At 60.7% G+C, this 15,917-nt stretch carries 12 protein-coding genes; 7 read left to right on the forward strand and 5 right to left on the reverse strand.

The window, feature by feature from the left end:
• Positions 1-167 precede the first annotated feature (167 nt).
• The 4 genes from ACTG2W_RS16050 to lpxL all read right to left on the reverse strand — a co-directional run bounded on the left by ACTG2W_RS16050 (position 168) and on the right by lpxL (position 5,479).
• The gene (locus tag ACTG2W_RS16050) at positions 168-689 is read right to left on the reverse strand and encodes an MltR family transcriptional regulator (RefSeq protein ID WP_005335907.1); all 522 of its coding nucleotides are present in this window, start codon (positions 687-689) and stop codon (positions 168-170) included.
• Positions 690-822: 133 nt separating this feature from the next.
• On the reverse strand, positions 823-1,968 hold the full coding sequence (locus tag ACTG2W_RS16055) for a mannitol-1-phosphate 5-dehydrogenase (protein ID WP_005363105.1): 1,146 nt from the start codon (positions 1,966-1,968) through the stop codon (positions 823-825).
• A gap of 37 nt (positions 1,969-2,005) precedes the next feature.
• The gene (locus ACTG2W_RS16060; RefSeq protein ID WP_236289862.1) at positions 2,006-3,928 is read right to left on the reverse strand and encodes a PTS mannitol transporter subunit IICBA; all 1,923 of its coding nucleotides are present in this window, start codon (positions 3,926-3,928) and stop codon (positions 2,006-2,008) included.
• Positions 3,929-4,555: 627 nt separating this feature from the next.
• Positions 4,556-5,479, reverse strand: coding sequence for an LpxL/LpxP family Kdo(2)-lipid IV(A) lauroyl/palmitoleoyl acyltransferase (gene lpxL / locus ACTG2W_RS16065; protein WP_106844054.1), 924 nt, complete (start codon positions 5,477-5,479; stop codon positions 4,556-4,558).
• Between the two features lie 204 nt (positions 5,480-5,683).
• Here lpxL and hldE point away from each other — a divergent pair, with 204 nt between their 5' ends.
• Positions 5,684-7,111, forward strand: a complete 1,428-nt coding sequence (gene hldE / locus ACTG2W_RS16070) for a bifunctional D-glycero-beta-D-manno-heptose-7-phosphate kinase/D-glycero-beta-D-manno-heptose 1-phosphate adenylyltransferase HldE (protein WP_005335903.1) — start codon at positions 5,684-5,686, stop codon at positions 7,109-7,111.
• Between the two features lie 116 nt (positions 7,112-7,227).
• Here the strand turns inward: hldE and tolC are convergent, their stop codons facing one another.
• A complete protein-coding gene (tolC, locus tag ACTG2W_RS16075) occupies positions 7,228-8,547 on the reverse strand; it encodes an outer membrane channel protein TolC (RefSeq protein WP_088868419.1) in 1,320 nt (439 codons plus the stop codon).
• 304 nt (positions 8,548-8,851) lie between these two features.
• Between tolC and nudF the strand changes: the two genes are divergently transcribed.
• The 6 genes from nudF to parC all read left to right on the forward strand — a co-directional run bounded on the left by nudF (position 8,852) and on the right by parC (position 15,913).
• Complete coding sequence (gene nudF / locus ACTG2W_RS16080; protein ID WP_005335901.1) at positions 8,852-9,493, forward strand: ADP-ribose diphosphatase; 642 nt, start codon at positions 8,852-8,854, stop codon at positions 9,491-9,493.
• A gap of 108 nt (positions 9,494-9,601) precedes the next feature.
• Complete coding sequence (locus ACTG2W_RS16085) at positions 9,602-10,051, forward strand: DUF1249 domain-containing protein (RefSeq protein WP_042052480.1); 450 nt, start codon at positions 9,602-9,604, stop codon at positions 10,049-10,051.
• Positions 10,052-10,073: 22 nt separating this feature from the next.
• Positions 10,074-10,892, forward strand: coding sequence for a 3',5'-cyclic-AMP phosphodiesterase (gene cpdA / locus ACTG2W_RS16090; protein WP_041202814.1), 819 nt, complete (start codon positions 10,074-10,076; stop codon positions 10,890-10,892).
• Between the two features lie 12 nt (positions 10,893-10,904).
• Positions 10,905-11,492, forward strand: coding sequence for a YqiA/YcfP family alpha/beta fold hydrolase (locus tag ACTG2W_RS16095; protein ID WP_213389264.1), 588 nt, complete (start codon positions 10,905-10,907; stop codon positions 11,490-11,492).
• A gap of 132 nt (positions 11,493-11,624) precedes the next feature.
• The gene (gene parE / locus ACTG2W_RS16100) at positions 11,625-13,535 is read left to right on the forward strand and encodes a DNA topoisomerase IV subunit B (RefSeq protein WP_106844056.1); all 1,911 of its coding nucleotides are present in this window, start codon (positions 11,625-11,627) and stop codon (positions 13,533-13,535) included.
• An 83-nt stretch (positions 13,536-13,618) separates the two neighbouring features.
• A complete protein-coding gene (parC, locus tag ACTG2W_RS16105) occupies positions 13,619-15,913 on the forward strand; it encodes a DNA topoisomerase IV subunit A (protein WP_368215485.1) in 2,295 nt (764 codons plus the stop codon).
• Positions 15,914-15,917: the final 4 nt, after the last annotated feature.

Genomic DNA, 15,917 nt, shown 5'->3' on the forward strand with positions numbered 1-15,917 from the left:
GTATGGAGCTAGTGTAGTGGCTAAGTTGGTCAGATTGACACCTGAAGGAGCGTGCATCATGGCCGGGATGGGGAGATGTGCGACAGTCGGCGTCATGGTGGCTGGCGGTGGTGTGAAGGGCGCCAGCCAGACGCCAACCGTGGTGATGGTGTGGCCTCGGAGCCGGATTAGATGGGGCTCTCCTTGTGGAGCTCGCCGACACAGTCGGCCAGCGCCAGTACCAGTGCGGAGCGCACCATCTGATCGAGCCGGTTGAGCTGCATCTGGTAGAAGGCCCAATCCTCTTCGCTGGCGGGGGGCTCCAGCTTCATCATGCCGCCCTGATTGACCCCGTGCAGGCGGTCGAGCAGATCGCGGATCGGCTTGTCGCTGAAGCGGTAATCCTTGGGGTCGCGCACCAGAAAGTCGCGGATCTTGATATAGGCTTCGATATCCTGATAGCGCTCGAGTGAGATGAGGCCGAGGGCGAAGATGAGCTTGAGGCGCACCTCCAGCTGGCCGAGGGGGCCGCTCTGGTTGAGCAGGGGTTCGATGGCGTATTTGACGGCATACTCCTCCTGACGGAACGCGCGTCGCATCAGGGAGTCGACCGCCTCTTCCAGGATGGTCACGGCTTCGAGAAAGAAGCCGCGGGGGCCATCCTGCTCGTTCAGTCGTTCCAGTACTTCATCTTCCTGGTGTGTGGTCATAGGTGCATTGGGTCCAGCTGACAGGGAGAGAGTGGGCCTCTCTCCCGGTTTTTATCATATGGGGCACATTCCCTTGCCATTCAAGCGCTTGGCGCGCTATCAGTGGTGGCTGAATGCGCCGCAAGCAGGGTTATTACAGGGTTTCGTAACGGGCGACAATGGCGCGAACCACTTCGCTCTCTTCATCCAGTCCGGTGACGCGGGCCAACGCTTTCGCCGGGCCCAGCTCCGCCAGCAGGGCTTGCAACTCCACCGCCTGCGGATCATCGGCATTGCGATAGTGGAGCGCCGCGGCGATCCCTTCCTGCAACTGCTCGTTGGGCAGGCCGTACTCCAGGGTGCCCAGCAGCGGCTTCACCAGTCGATCCCCCGCCGCCAGCTTGCGCAGTGGCTGACGACCGACCCGGTCAATCTCGTCCACCAGATAGGGGTTGGCGAAGCGGGCCAGGATCTTCTCGATGTAGGCGGCGTGCAGGCGCGGGTCGAAGCCGTAGCGTTTCACCAGCACGGCACCACTCTCCTCCATGGCGCGGCGTACCTTGCTGCGGATCACCGGATCCTCGATCGCCTCGCGCACGGTGCGGTAGCCCCGCAGTTTACCTAGGTAGGCGGTGACGATGTGGCCGGTGTTGAGGGTGAACAGCTTGCGCTCGACGAAGGCCATCAGGTTATCGGTGGGCTCCATGCCCGCCACCTGTGGCAGTTCCCCCTTGAACTGGGTCTGGTCGACGATCCACTCGCTGAAGCTCTCTACCGTCACTTCCAGTGGATCATCGTTGGCAGCCGCGGCGGGCGGCACGATGCGATCCACCGCCGAGTCGACGAAGCCGATACAGGATTCGAGCGTGGCATGATACGCGACCGGCAGGTACTTGAGTACCTCCCGCTTGAGGTGGCTGGTGCCGCGCACCATGTTTTCGCAGGCGATGACGTTGAGCGGAGTCAGGTTGCCAGCATCGAAACGGGCCTGCAGCCCCTTGGCAAGGGTACTGGCAATCTTGTCCAGAATGTTGGGGCCCACTGCCGTGGTGACCAGATCGGCAGTGATGATACGGGCGATCACCTCGTGACCGGCGGAGCTCACCGCCGCCACGTTGCGCACCACGTCCAGCTTCTGATCCGCTCCCACCACATGGACCTTGTACTCCTGGCGGTGGTTGAGCTGGTCGATCAGGGTGTCGTTGACGTCGGCGAAGGTGACCTGATGGCTGGCATCCGCCAGCACTTTACCGATAAAGCCACGACCGATGTTACCAGCACCAAAATGCAATGTTTTCATGATATTAACCTCTTGAACCAAAGACGATGAAAGATGATTACGCAGCCTGTTCGGCGCCCAGCAGATCCAGGAAGGCCTGGGGATCCGTGGTGCTGGCCAGCCGGTCGATGAGACCGGGTTCATCCAGTGCATTGGTCAGGCGGGTTATCACCTGCATGTGTTCGTCGTTGCGGGCGGCGATGCCGATCACCAGCCGCGCTACCTCATCGGCAGCCTCGCCAAAGGCGACCCCGGCCGGGTACTGGCAGATGACGATGCCGGTACGCTTCACAAACTCCTTGGCGGCGATGGTGCCGTGCGGCACGGCGATGGATTCGCCGAGGTAGGTGGAGACCAGTTGTTCGCGCTCCAGCATGGCGTTGACGTAGTCGGGGGCCACGTAGCCGCGCTCGGCCAGCAGTCGGCCTGCGGTCAGGATGGCGGCCTCCTTGTTGTCCGCTTTCAGTCCCAGATGCACGTCATGACGGCTCAGGGTAAAGACTTCGGCAGCTTGCGGCTCATAGCTGTCGTCGTTGGCGGCCACCAGCAGTTGCGGGTTGGCGACGTCATCGTTGGCGGCGCGGCTCAGGCTCTGTACCAGCTCCTGATAGAGGCCGTTGTCGAGGAAGTTGGTGAGCGAGATATGGTGAGCGTTCGGCGCATGGCGACGGGCCCGCTCGGTCAGATCCTTGTGGGTGATGACCCAGTCCACCTGATCGTCGAGCTGATCGATGGCGCGGTTGGTGACGCTGATATCGAGCCCTGCGGCCTGCACCCGCTTGCGCAGCATGCCGGCGCCCATGGCGCTGGAGCCCATGCCCGCATCGCAGGCGACCACGATATTGCGTACCGCCATCAGTTCGCCACCCGGCTTCTTGGCCGCTGCGGTTTCGGGTTTGCCGCCCTTCATGGCTTTCATCTTGCGAGTGGCTTCACCGAGGGCATCGGCCTCGTCCGCTTCCGGCTGCTGGGCGCGAACGAACACGGCGGCGACCAGGAAGGAGACCAGAGCGGCGCTGATGATGGAGAGGGCGACCCCGATCAGGGAAGCTTTCGGCGTCATCAACAACACTGCGAAGATGGAACCCGGTGAGGCAGGGGAGACCAGACCTGCATTGAACAGGGTCAGGGTAAAGACCCCGGTCATGCCGCCGGCGATCACCGCCAGAATGAGGCGCGGGTTCATCAGCACATACGGGAAGTAGATCTCGTGGATGCCGCCGAAGAAGTGAATGATGGAGGCACCTGCAGCGGACTGCTTGGCGGCGCCGCGGCCGAACACCATGTAGGCCAGCAGCACGCCCATGCCCGGGCCCGGGTTCGCTTCAATCAGGAAGAAGATAGAGCTGCCGTGCTCGGTCGCCTGCTGGATCCCCAGCGGCGAGAAGATGCCGTGGTTGATGGCGTTGTTGAGGAACAGGATCTTGGCCGGTTCGACGAAGATGGAGGTGAGCGGCAGCATGTGGTTTTCCACCAGGAAGCCGACGCCACCGGCCAGCAGGCCGGAGAGCACCTTGACGAAGGGGCCAATCACGAAGAAGGCGAGGATGGCCAGCAGCATGCCGATAAGGCCGGCGGAGAAGTTGTTGACCAGCATCTCGAAGCCGCTCTTGACGCGACCGTCCATCGCCTTGTCGAAGCGCTTGATGGCCCAGCCACCGAGCGGGCCGACCATCATGGCGCCCATGAACATGGGGATATCGGTGCCCACGATGACACCCATGGTGGTGATGGCACCAACCACGCCGCCGCGCTCACCGCCCATCAGCTTGCCGCCGGTGTAGCCGATCAGCAGCGGCAGCAGGTAGGTGATCATGGGGCCGACCAGCTTGGCCAAGGTTTCATTGGGTAGCCAGCCGGTGGGGATAAAGAGGGCGGTGATAAAGCCCCAGGCGATAAAGGCGCCTATGTTGGGCATGACCATATTGGACAGGAAGCGTCCAAAATTCTGTATCTTGACTTTGGTATCCGGTGATAACATGTCGGGACCCCGTTTTAAGCCTGTTTGATTAAAAGTGGTAGTCGGGATGGCCGGTTTTGCCGAACCTCCATCCCGGTCGTCTAAGCAACTTCAATCTACCAGCTTGATATCAAATTAGGCTGAAAACGGGGTGTCTTGTGATCCAGATCTCGGATACCCAGCGATACCCCCTCCATAACCAGTGACCCACATCACATTCCCATGCTGTAATTCGGCTACATTTCGATCTTTTCTGTTTTGTATGGTCATTTTTTGTGACTCAAATCACTAAAGTTGTTTTGTAGCTCTCTTGTTGAATAGTGACTTTCGTCACAAATTTAATTTTTGTATTCGAATGGGACAAATTACTCAATTACTCATCAGTGGGTAGTGGCGATGGATCTATCGAAATACTCCATTGCTTACCAATGAATCAATAAATTTGTAACCCGCTTTCAGTTTTTACGGTCGGTGATGAGGGCTCTTTTGCGGCTGATTGATGGGAATGGGCGCCAACATGCAGGATGCTATCGAGCGGCAGATGTTCGGGGCGCTTGTTTGCCGCGCAGGCCAGATTGCAGATAAAAACAAACCGCCAGCAGGCGGTTTGTCGGTTTTTACGAGCTATCCCATGTCGGTGGCTGCGGTTTAGTAGAAACCGGCATCCTCGGGGGAGGGGCGGGTCTTGAAGCGGCGATGGAGCCACATGTACTGCTCTGGCGCCTTGCGCACGGCTGCTTCAATCTCTCGGTTGGCGCGAGCCGCATCGACCATGTCATCCCCGCTCGGGTAGTCGGCGAGCGGCGCGCCGATATGCAGGGTGTAACCCTCGCTGGTGCGGATGTTGTAGCAGGGCAGAGTGACGGTGTTCTTCACCCGCGCCAGGGTGGCGGTGCCGGTGATGGTGGCGGCCTGCTCTACCGCGAAGTAAGGCACGAACACGCTGGCGTGGGAGCCGTAGTCGTGATCCGGTGCATACCATAGGGCGTCGCCGTTGCGCAGCGCCTTGATCATCCCCTTCACATCCATCCGGTCCACCAGATATTTGTTGGAGGCGCAGCGGCCGTGGTACTGGGCATACTCCAGTACCGGGTTGGTGTTGGGGCGATAGACCCCGACCCCTGGGCGAACCAGCCCGAAACAGCGGGCGTTGAGTTCCAGCGTCAGGAAGTGGCAGGAGAGCAGCAGCATGCCCTGACCTTTTTCCATGGCGGCGATGACGTGCTCTTCCCCTTCCACCTTCATCAGGTTGCGCATCCGCCAGTCTGGCCAGAACCAGGCGATCCCCACCTCGAACACGGCGCAGCCCACGCTCTCGAAGTTGGCCTTAAGCAGTTTCTCCCGCTCATCCCGGGGCAGCTCGGGTATCGCCAGCTCCAGATTGCGACGGGCAATCTTGACCCGGGACTTCAATATCCTGGCGGCGAGACGACCGAGCTGACGGCCCAGCCACATCTGGCTACGCCACGGCAGCAGGGTCAGCAGCCAGAGCAGGCCTAGGCCGAACCAGCTGGCCCAGTAACGGGGATGAAACAGGCGGGGCTCCAGGCGGGGAGCGTTGTCATGGGCCATGGCTAATCTCTTGTTCGTAAACACAATCGGGGGATTCTAGCCGAAAAGGGGGGGCAGGGGCGAATGGCTGTGTGCTGGTCAGAGGGGTAGCCTGCGTCCGGTTAGCGTGACAGCGGCGGCAACTGCGGTCGGCTTTTTCTACACCGGATAAAAGAGTGTGATAAAATCGCCCGCTGATTTTTCAGGTTTTGAGAGTCGATACAGATGAAGATCACCCTGCCCGATTTTGAAAAAGCCCGCGTTCTGGTCGTTGGCGATGTCATGTTGGACCGTTACTGGCATGGCCCTACCGGTCGGATCTCCCCCGAGGCGCCGGTGCCCGTGGTCAAGGTTGAACACATTGAGGAGCGTCCCGGTGGCGCAGCCAACGTGGCCCTCAACTCCGCTGCCCTTGGCGCCCACGCTGTGCTGCTTGGCCTGACCGGTCAGGATGAAGCGGCCGATGCGCTGGCTGGCCAGATGGCTGGCGTCAAGGTGGCCTGTGACTTCGTTCGTCTGGCCGACTTCCCTACTATCACCAAGCTGCGGGTGCTGTCACGCAACCAGCAGCTGCTGCGTCTGGACTTTGAAGAGCCCTTCCACTCCGTCGATGCCACCCTGCTGATGAGCAAGGTTGAGCAGGCGCTGCCAAACAGCGACGTGATGATCCTTTCCGACTATGGCAAGGGTGCTCTCAACGATGTGCCCGGTATGATCCAGCGCGCCCGTGCCGCCGGTATTCCGGTGCTGGTCGATCCCAAGGGGACCGACTTCGAGAAGTATCGCGGTGCCACCCTGCTGACCCCCAACATGTCCGAGTTCGAGGCCGTGGTGGGCAAGGTGAAGAGCGAAGAGGAGCTGGTCGCCAAGGGGCTGGATCTGGTCAAGCGTTTCGAGCTGGATGCCCTGCTGGTCACCCGTTCCGAGAACGGCATGACCCTGATCCGCGAAGGTCAGCCGGAGCTGCATCTGCCAGCTCAGGCTCACGAGGTTTATGATGTGACCGGTGCCGGTGATACCGTCATCTCCACTCTGGCTACCTCACTGGCGGCAGGCAAGAGCCTGGACGAAGCCTGTGCGCTGGCCAATACCGCTGCCGGTATTGTGGTCGGCAAGCTGGGTACCTCTACCGTTAGCCCGGTCGAGCTGGCCAACGCCCTCTATACCGAGCAGGAGACCGGCTTCGGCGTGATGTCCGAAGCCCAGCTGAAAGTAGCGGTTCGTGCCGCCCGTCTGCGCGGCGAGAAGGTAGTGATGACCAACGGTTGCTTCGATATCCTGCATGCTGGCCATGTCTCCTATCTGGCCAACGCTGGCAAGCTGGGGGATCGCCTGATCGTGGCGGTCAATACCGACGAGTCGGTTCGCCGTCTGAAAGGGCCGGGTCGTCCGGTCAACCCGACCGAGCGCCGCATGGCGGTGCTTGCTGCGCTGGGCGCGGTGGATTGGGTTGTGCCATTTGGTGAAGATACCCCGCAGCGCCTGATCGCCGAAATCCTGCCCGACCTGTTGGTCAAGGGTGGCGACTACAAGCCGGAAGATATCGCCGGTTACGCCGAGGTGACCGCCAATGGCGGTGAGGTACGCGTCCTCAACTTCGAGGATGGCTGCTCTACCACCGACATCATCAAGACGATCCGCGAGCGCGGCTAACGTTCTGCTGGCCCCGCAATCTGGCGGGGCTCGCTATCGGCGGCTGCAAGCCGACAGAAATACGGATAACAAAAAGGCGACCTTGCGGTCGCCTTTTTCATTCCCGATAGCGGCTATCAGCCCTTGGCTTTTGCCGTGGCAGGCATCAGGCCCTGGTTCACTTCCACCAGATCCTGCGCTTCCAGAATACCGGCAGCCTGTTTCAGGCTCAGGATATTGAGAATGTAGTTGTAACGGGCTTCGGAGAGCTTCTGCTTGGCCTCGTACAGCTTGCGAGTAGAGTCCAGCACGTCGACGATGGTACGGGTACCCACTTCGTAACCGGCTTCGGTCGCCTTCAGGGCGCTGTCGGCGGAGACCACAGACTGGCTGTAGGCGCGCACCGAGCCGATGCTGGCGTTCACGTTGTTGTAGGAGGAGCGCACTGTGCTCTGCACCGAGCGGAAGTTCTTCTCCAGCAGTTCACTGGCCGCTACGTAGTTGTATTGAGCCTGTTTCACCTTGGAGCTGGTGGCGCCACCGCTGTAGATGGGCAGCTTGAAGGTCAGACCGATATTGGCCTGATTGTCATTGCCGCCCGGAATGTTATCAAGCTTGTAATCGGTATTACTGGTTTGCAGTCCGGCACCCAGATCCAGCGTCGGCTCATGGCCGGTTTTGGCCAGATCGATCTGCTCCTTGGCAATGTCCTTGCTGATGCGGGCACTGTGCAGTTGCAGGTTCTTGTCCAGCGCCAGCTCCAGCCACTTGTCGGAGCCGAAGGCGGTCTTTTGCGGGCTGAAACGATCGGTGTTCAGCACGTCCAGATTGCGGTGATCGATACCGGTCAGCTCGCGCAGGGTCTCGTAGCTGTTGTCCAGCGAGTTTTCGGCATTGATCTCGTCAGCCAGCGCCTGGTCGCGGGAGGCTTCGGCTTCATGAACGTCGGTGATGGCGGTCAGGCCCACTTCGAAACGCTGCTGGGTTTGCTCCAGCTGACGCTCTACCGCAACCTTGTTGGCACGGACGAACTCCAGGGTATCCATCGCCTTGAGCACATCAAAGTAGGCTTTGGCGGTGCGCACCATCAGGTTCTGGATCTCGAGGTTGTAGGCGACATCTGACTGGGTGGCCTGCTTCTCGCTGATATCCAGATTGACCCAGTTACTGCGACGATAGAGGGATTGCGACAGCGTCACTTCACCCTTGGCGTTGGTATTGCTCTGGGTATCGTTCTTGTTTTGCAGATAATTGAGCCCGGCACCCAGATCGATCTGGGGCAGCAGAGGGGCACGGGATTCGTTGATCTTCTCGAAGGCCTGGTCGCGAACGGCTTTGGACTGCAGCAACTGCGGGTCTTTGATCTGGGCTTGCTGGTAGATGTCGAGCAGGTTTTCGGCATGGGCACCGGCACTGACGCCCAGCAACACCATGACTGACAAAAGTGTTCTTTTCATAGATCGTTTTAACCTTATGTAGTAACCCAAACTGGTTGCTGGAGAGGCAAATATTGTCACCGACCAAGCTTGATTGCAGCTTAATCACTCTACTATAAGCAAAATTTAATGCTAAGAGTCTCAGGTCCGGTGACGGGAACGTCAAGAACCGGACGCAGTTTTCTCCCCGCGCGCCTAGCCAAATGGTCTGTGGCTGCTAAAATCCACCCCTCATTACCATGGCACGCCGAGTGAATGAACGTTCATTCATGTTCCTCGGATTTTATGGTCAAACTGATACAAGTCAAGCTGACGGGAGCCCCGGATGTCGCAGCAACCCTTGCCGCAAGATCGGCATTACGCCGCCGATGATGTGAAAATCATTGAAAAATCAGCTGGATATAACGGCTTCTTCAAGGTGAATGTCTATCGTCTGCAGCATCGGTTATTTGCAGGTGGCTGGAACCAGCCCATCGTGCGCGAGCTGTTCGAGCGGGGCCATGCTGCCGCGCTGCTGCCCTATGATCCGGTGCGCGACCAGATCGTGCTGGTGGAGCAGTTCCGCATCGGCGCCATGGAGACCAGTCCGACCCCCTGGCTGCTGGAGCTGGTGGCCGGCATCATCGACGAAGGTGAGACCGCCGAGGCGGTGGTGCGTCGCGAAGCGGTGGAAGAGGCCGGTATCGAGGTTGCCCGCTGCGAGCATGCCATCAGCTATCTGGTGAGCCCGGGCGGTAGCACCGAGCGGATCGAGGTCTTTGTGGGCGAGGTGGATGCCAGCAAGGCCGAGGGACTGCACGGGCTGGCGGATGAGGGCGAAGATATCCGGGTCCACGTGGTGAGCCGCGAGCAGGCCTATGCCTGGCTCAAAGAGGGGCGCATCGACAATGCGGCCTCGGTCATCGCCCTGCAGTGGCTTGCTCTCAACCATGGCGAGCTGCGCGCCCGCTGGCTGGCGGATCGCTGAGGTGGCGCTGACCCTGCAACAGAGCAGGCGCTATGTGCCTGATCTGATGTCCTTGCAGCGAACCTGCGAGGTCAACTACTCACGGGTGTTGATTGATGGAGCTTTGCGATGCCGTTAGTTCAATCCCGGACCAAACGTTATGTGCCGGATTTGATGTCTTTGCAGAGAACTTGCGAGGTCAACTACATGGCATTGATGAAACTTCTGCCGCCAGATGGGGAAGTCGGGGCCGAGCGCCGCTATCGGGTCGGCAACGATCTGCAGTTCCAGCTCACCATCATTGGCGAGAGTCGCTTCACCAATCAGGTGATCCTGAGCCAGCACAACCCCGAATTGCCCGAATATTTACAAGCTCAGATAGAGATTCGTTTGTATCATGATGTGCGGATGGCGGAAGTGTGTGCAGCGCAACAGATTTCCCGTTTGCAACCACGTTATGATTATCCCAATAAAAAGATGCACCAGCGGGACGAAAAGGAGCAGGTAAATCTGTTTCTGGCCGAATGGCTAAAATTTTGTCTCAGACATGGTACCAGCCCGATCAATATCTCCAGTTGAACAAATAAAAAGAAGCGTGATTTTGGAAACAGAGCTCCCCCAGGCGCAGGACGGCAGTGTGCGCCTGTTGCAAATTACCGACACCCACCTCTTCGCGAGTGCCGAAGGGCGGCTGTTGGCTGTGCGCACCGCAGAGAGTCTGGCCGCCGTGCTGGAACAGGTGCAGGCCAATGAACACCCCTACGAGGTGATTCTGGCGACCGGCGATCTGTCGCAGGATCACAGCCCGGAATCCTATCAGCGTTTCGCCTCCATGATGGCGCCCCTGGGCCGCCCCATCTACTGGCTGCCGGGCAATCACGATGACAGCCCGCTGATGACCGAATATCTCCATGCCGCCGGGATCAGCGAATCCAAGCAGCTGGTGGGCGACCACTGGCAGGTGATCCTGCTCGACACCCAGGTGCGCGGCAAACCCCACGGCATGATTGGCGATCACCAGCTGGCCGCCCTCGACCGCGCCCTGCGCCAATATCCTGATCGCCACGCTCTTATCACCCTGCACCATCAGGCGGTACCGGTGGGCTGCGCCTGGCTGGATCAGCACAATCTCAAGAATGCCGATGACCTGTTCGCCGTGCTGGCTCGTCATCCGCAGCAGAAGACCATCCTGTTTGGCCACGTCCATCAGGAGTTTGACGAGGTGCACCGCGGGGTGCGGCTGATTGCCAGCCCCTCCACCTGCATTCAGTTCAAACCGCTATCCGACGGCTTCGCGCTGGACGAGTCCGGCCCGGGCTGGCGCTATCTCACCCTCTATCCGGATGGGCGGGTGGCCAGCGAGGTGTGGCGCCTGCCGGTGGGGCAGTTTGTGCCCGACCCCAACGCCACCGGTTATTGAGGAGCGCATTGCATGAAGTCGGTTCTCCTTTATCTGCACGGTTTCAACTCCTCACCGGGCTCCGCCAAGGCGCAGCAGATGGCTGCCTGGGTGGCCGCCAACCGGCCCGACATCGAGGTGATCATTCCGGCTCAGCCCAATACGCCGGCGGCGGCTTGGGCGGCTATCGAACAGACCATTGCCGATCTGCTGCGTCGTTATGGTAGTGAATTCAAGCTCGGCGCCGTGGGCAGCTCCCTCGGCGGCTTTATGGCGACCCGGGTGAGCGAACAGTACGGCTGCCGCGCGGCGCTGATCAATCCGGCGGTGCGCCCGCACGAGCTCCTTTGCGACTACCTCGGCCCCCAGACCAATCCCTATACCGGTGAGCAGTATGAACTGCTGCCTGAACATATGGATGAGCTGCGGGCACTGGCGGTACCGGTGGCGGCGCCGGAGCGACTCTGGATCCTGCAACAGCAGGGGGATGAGGTGCTCGACTACCGCAAGGCACTGGATGAATACCGCTTTGCCCGCCTCTCGCTAGAGTGCGGCGGCAACCACGCCTTCGTGGCGTTCGAGCGCTACCCCGCCCAGATCATCCGTTTCCTCGGGTTATAGTCAGGTTTGAGTCAATAAGGGCGGTCTCGCCCTGCTTGTTCTTCTCCAGATCAAGCTTTCGGTGCGGGGAGTTTGTTCTACCCCCGCCTAGCAGTTAAGATTCCCTCCAAACGTCAATTCGCAAGGCCCTCCATGTCTACTCAATACAATGCGGATGCCATTGAGGTCCTCAATGGCCTTGAGCCGGTGCGTCGCCGCCCCGGCATGTATACCGACACCACCCGGCCCAACCACCTCGGCCAGGAGGTCATCGACAACAGCGTCGATGAAGCGCTGGCAGGTCACGCCCGCAATCTGGAGGTGATCCTGCATGAAGACCAGTCCCTCGAAGTGATCGACGACGGCCGCGGCATGCCGGTCGATATCCACCCGGAAGAGGGTGTCAGCGGGGTGGAGCTGATCCTCTGCAAGCTGCACGCGGGCGGCAAGTTCTCCAACAAGAACTACCAGTTCTCCGGCGGTCTGCACGGGGTGGGTATTTCGGTCGTAAACGCCCTCTCCGATAGGGTCGAGGTGACGGTACGTCGGGACGGTCAGGTCTACGACATCGCCTTCGAGCGTGGCGAGAAGGTGCAGGAGCTGACCATCACCGGCACCTGCGGTCGTCGCAATACCGGCACCCGGGTGCGCTTCTGGCCGCAGGCGAGCTACTTCGATTCGCCCAAATTCTCGGTCACCAAGCTGGAGCACCTGCTCAAAGCCAAGGCCGTGCTCTGCCCCGGCCTCACCATCAAGTTCCTCGACAAGAACACCGGCATCAAGCTGGAGTGGTGCTATGAAGATGGCCTCAAGGATTATCTGGTCGACGCGGTCAAGCAGTTCACCTGCCTGCCGGAGCAGCCATTTATCGGCTCGTTCAGCTCCGAACAGTCGGCGGTGGACTGGGCGCTCTGCTGGTTGCCGGAAGGGGGCGAATGCCTTGCCGAATCCTATGTGAACCTCATTCCCACCGCGCAGGGCGGTACTCACGTCAACGGCCTGCGTCAGGGCCTGCTCGACGCCATGCGCGAGTTCTGCGAGTTCCGCAACCTGTTGCCGCGCGGGGTCAAGCTGACGCCGGAAGATATCTGGGATCGCTGCGCCTATATCCTCTCCATCAAGATGCAGGATCCGCAGTTTGCCGGTCAGACCAAGGAGCGCCTCTCCTCCCGCCAGAGCTCTGCGTTTGTCTCCGGCGTGGTGAAGGATGCCTTCAGCCTCTACCTCAACAGCAACACCGAGCTGGCGGAGCAGATCGCCGAGATCTGTATCAGCAGCGCCCAGCGCCGGATGCGCGCCGCCAAGACGGTGGTGCGCAAGAAGATTACCCAGGGCCCGGCGCTGCCCGGCAAGCTGACCGACTGTAACTGCGCCGACCCCATGCAGGGCGAACTGTTCCTGGTGGAGGGTGACTCCGCGGGCGGCAGTGCCAAGCAGGCGCGGGATCGCGAGTTTCAGGCCATCATGCCGCTGCGCGGCAAGATCCTGAACACCTGGGAGGTGGAGGCCGGTCAGGTGCTCGCCTCGCAAGAAGTTCACGACATCTCGGTGGCCATCGGTCTCGACCCCGACTCCAACGACCTCAGTGGCCTGCGCTACGGCAAGGTGTGCATCCTCGCGGATGCGGACTCGGACGGTCTGCACATCGCCACCCTGCTCTGCGCCCTGTTTGTGAAGCACTTCCGCACGCTGGTGGAGAAGGGCCACGTCTATGTGGCCATGCCGCCCCTCTACCGGATCGATATCGGTAAAGAGGTCTACTACGCCCTCGACGAGGACGAGAAGAACGGGGTGCTGCAGCGGGTCGAAGCCGAGAAGAAGAAAGGCAAGGTGATGGTGACCCGATTCAAGGGCTTGGGCGAAATGAACCCGAAACAGCTGCGGGAAACCACCATGGATCCCAACACCCGCCGTCTGGTGCAGCTCACTATGGAGCCGGCAGGGGAGAGCGAAGGGGATGCGGCTGACGAGACCCTGCAGCTGATGGACATGCTGCTGGCCAAGAAGCGGGCGGGTGATCGCCGCGAGTGGCTGGAAGAGAAGGGCAACCTCGCCATCATTTAAGCTGTCGGCTGGCCCTGTCGGGGCCGGCAAGCATTTAGCCGGAGTCGCCCTGTGGCGGCTCCCGAACCGAAAGAGAAAATCACATGAGTGATGCTATCGAGCTCAGTCTGGACGGGGTAGAGCGCCAGCCAATGCGCACCTTTACCGAACAGGCTTACTTGAACTACTCCATGTACGTCATCATGGATCGGGCCTTACCGCATATCGGCGACGGCCTCAAACCGGTGCAGCGGCGCATCATCTACGCCATGAGCGAGTTGGGGTTGTCGGCCCTCTCCAAGCACAAGAAGTCCGCCCGTACCGTGGGTGACGTGCTGGGTAAGTACCACCCCCACGGCGACATCGCCTGTTATGAAGCCATGGTGCTGATGGCCCAGCCCTTCTCCTACCGCTACCCGCTGGTGGACGGTCAGGGTAACTGGGGTGCGCCGGACGATCCCAAATCCTTCGCCGCCATGCGTTATACCGAGGCGCGGCTGTCGCGCTTCTCCGAGCTGCTGCTCTCCGAGCTGGGGCAAGGCACGGTGGAGTGGACGCCGAACTTCGACGGCACCATGAAAGAGCCGGTGGTGCTGCCCGCCCGCCTGCCGCACATCCTGCTCAACGGGGTGACCGGTATCGCGGTGGGGATGGCGACCGACATCCCGCCCCACAACGCGCGGGAAGTAGCCTACGCCTGTGCCGAGCTGCTCGACAACCCCAATGCGGGGCTGGATGCATTGATGCAGCACATTCAGGGGCCGGACTACCCGACCAACGCCGAGATCATCACCCCGCGCGACGATATCCGCAAAATCTACGAGACCGGCAAGGGCTCCATCAAGCAGCGGGCGGTCTGGAGCGAGGAGGATGGCGACATCGTCATCACAGCGCTGCCCCATCAGGCCTCCGGCGCCAAGATCATGGAGCAGATCGCCGCCCAGATGGTGGCGAAAAAGCTGCCGATGGTCACCGACCTGCGCGATGAATCGGACCACGAGAACCCGACCCGTCTGGTGATCGTGCCGCGCTCCAACCGGGTGGATGTTGAGGGGCTGATGGCCCACCTGTTCGCCACCACGGATCTGGAGAAGAACTACCGGGTCAACCTCAACATCCTCGGCCTCGACAACCGGCCGCAGGTGAAGTGCCTCAAGACCATCCTCAGCGAGTGGATCCAGTTCCGCCGCGAGACCGTGCGTCGCCGCCTGCAGTTCCGCCTCGACAAGGTGCTGGCTCGCCTGCACATCCTCGAAGGCTTGCTGATCGCCTACCTCAACATCGACGAGGTGATCGAGATCATCCGTACCGAGGATGAGCCGGGCAAGGTGATGGTGGAGCGCTTCAACATTACCGAGACCCAGGCCGAAGCTATCCTCGAGCTGAAACTGCGCCATCTGGCCAAGCTCGAAGAGTTCAAGCTGCGCGCCGAACAGAACGAACTGGCCGAAGAGCGCGACAAGCTGGAGCTGATCCTGGGCTCCGAGCGTCGTCTCAACACCCTGCTCAAGAAAGAGCTGCTGGCCGATGCCGAGAAGTACGGCGACGATCGCCGCACCCCGCTGGTGGAGCGTGCCACCGCCGTGGCGCTGACCGAGAAAGAGCTTATTCCCAGCGAACCGGTCACCGTCATCCTCTCCGACAAGGGGTGGGTGCGCGCCGCCAAGGGCCACGACGTGGATGTCGAGGGGCTCTCCTACAAGGCGGGGGACAGCTATCTGGCCCACGCCTGTGGCCGCAGCAACCAGCAGGCGGTGTTCCTCTCCACGTTGGGAAGAACCTACGCCCTCGAATCTCACACCTTGCCATCCGCGCGCAGTCAGGGTGAGCCGCTCACCGGCCGCTTTGCGCTGGGGGCAGGGGAAGAGGTGCGCCATCTGGTGATGGGCAACGAGGGTGAGCCGTATCTGATCGCCAGTGATGCCGGTTACGGCTTTGTCTGCACCTATGACGACCTGATCGGCAAGAACAAGAACGGCAAGGCGCTGCTCACCGTGCCGGAAGGGGGTCAGGTGATGGCACCCCAGAAGATCGGCTCGCCAGAGACCGATCTCTGCATGGCCATCTCCAACGAAGGGCGCATGCTGCTGTTCCCGCTCAACACCCTGCCGGTGCTCGGCAAGGGCAAGGGCAACAAGCTCATCAGCATTCCGTCGGCTCGGGTGAAAGCACGGGAAGAGTTTGTGGTGATGGCTGCCGTGATCCCGCAGGGTCAGTCGGTCACCCTGTTTGCCGGCAAGCGCAAGCTCACCCTCAAACCCTCTGATCTCGACTACTATCGCGGCGAGCGCGGCCGCCGCGGCGCCAAGCTGCCCCGCGGTTTGCAGCGAGTCGATCGCATCGAGATTGAACCCGCCGCCGGTGCCGAGCCGGTAGCCGGGGAAAATCAGGAAGGATAATTAA

The sequence above is a fragment of the Aeromonas sp. 96A genome, assembly GCF_051919165.1.
In the GTDB taxonomy this organism is placed as follows: Bacteria; Pseudomonadota; Gammaproteobacteria; order Enterobacterales; family Aeromonadaceae; genus Aeromonas; species Aeromonas veronii.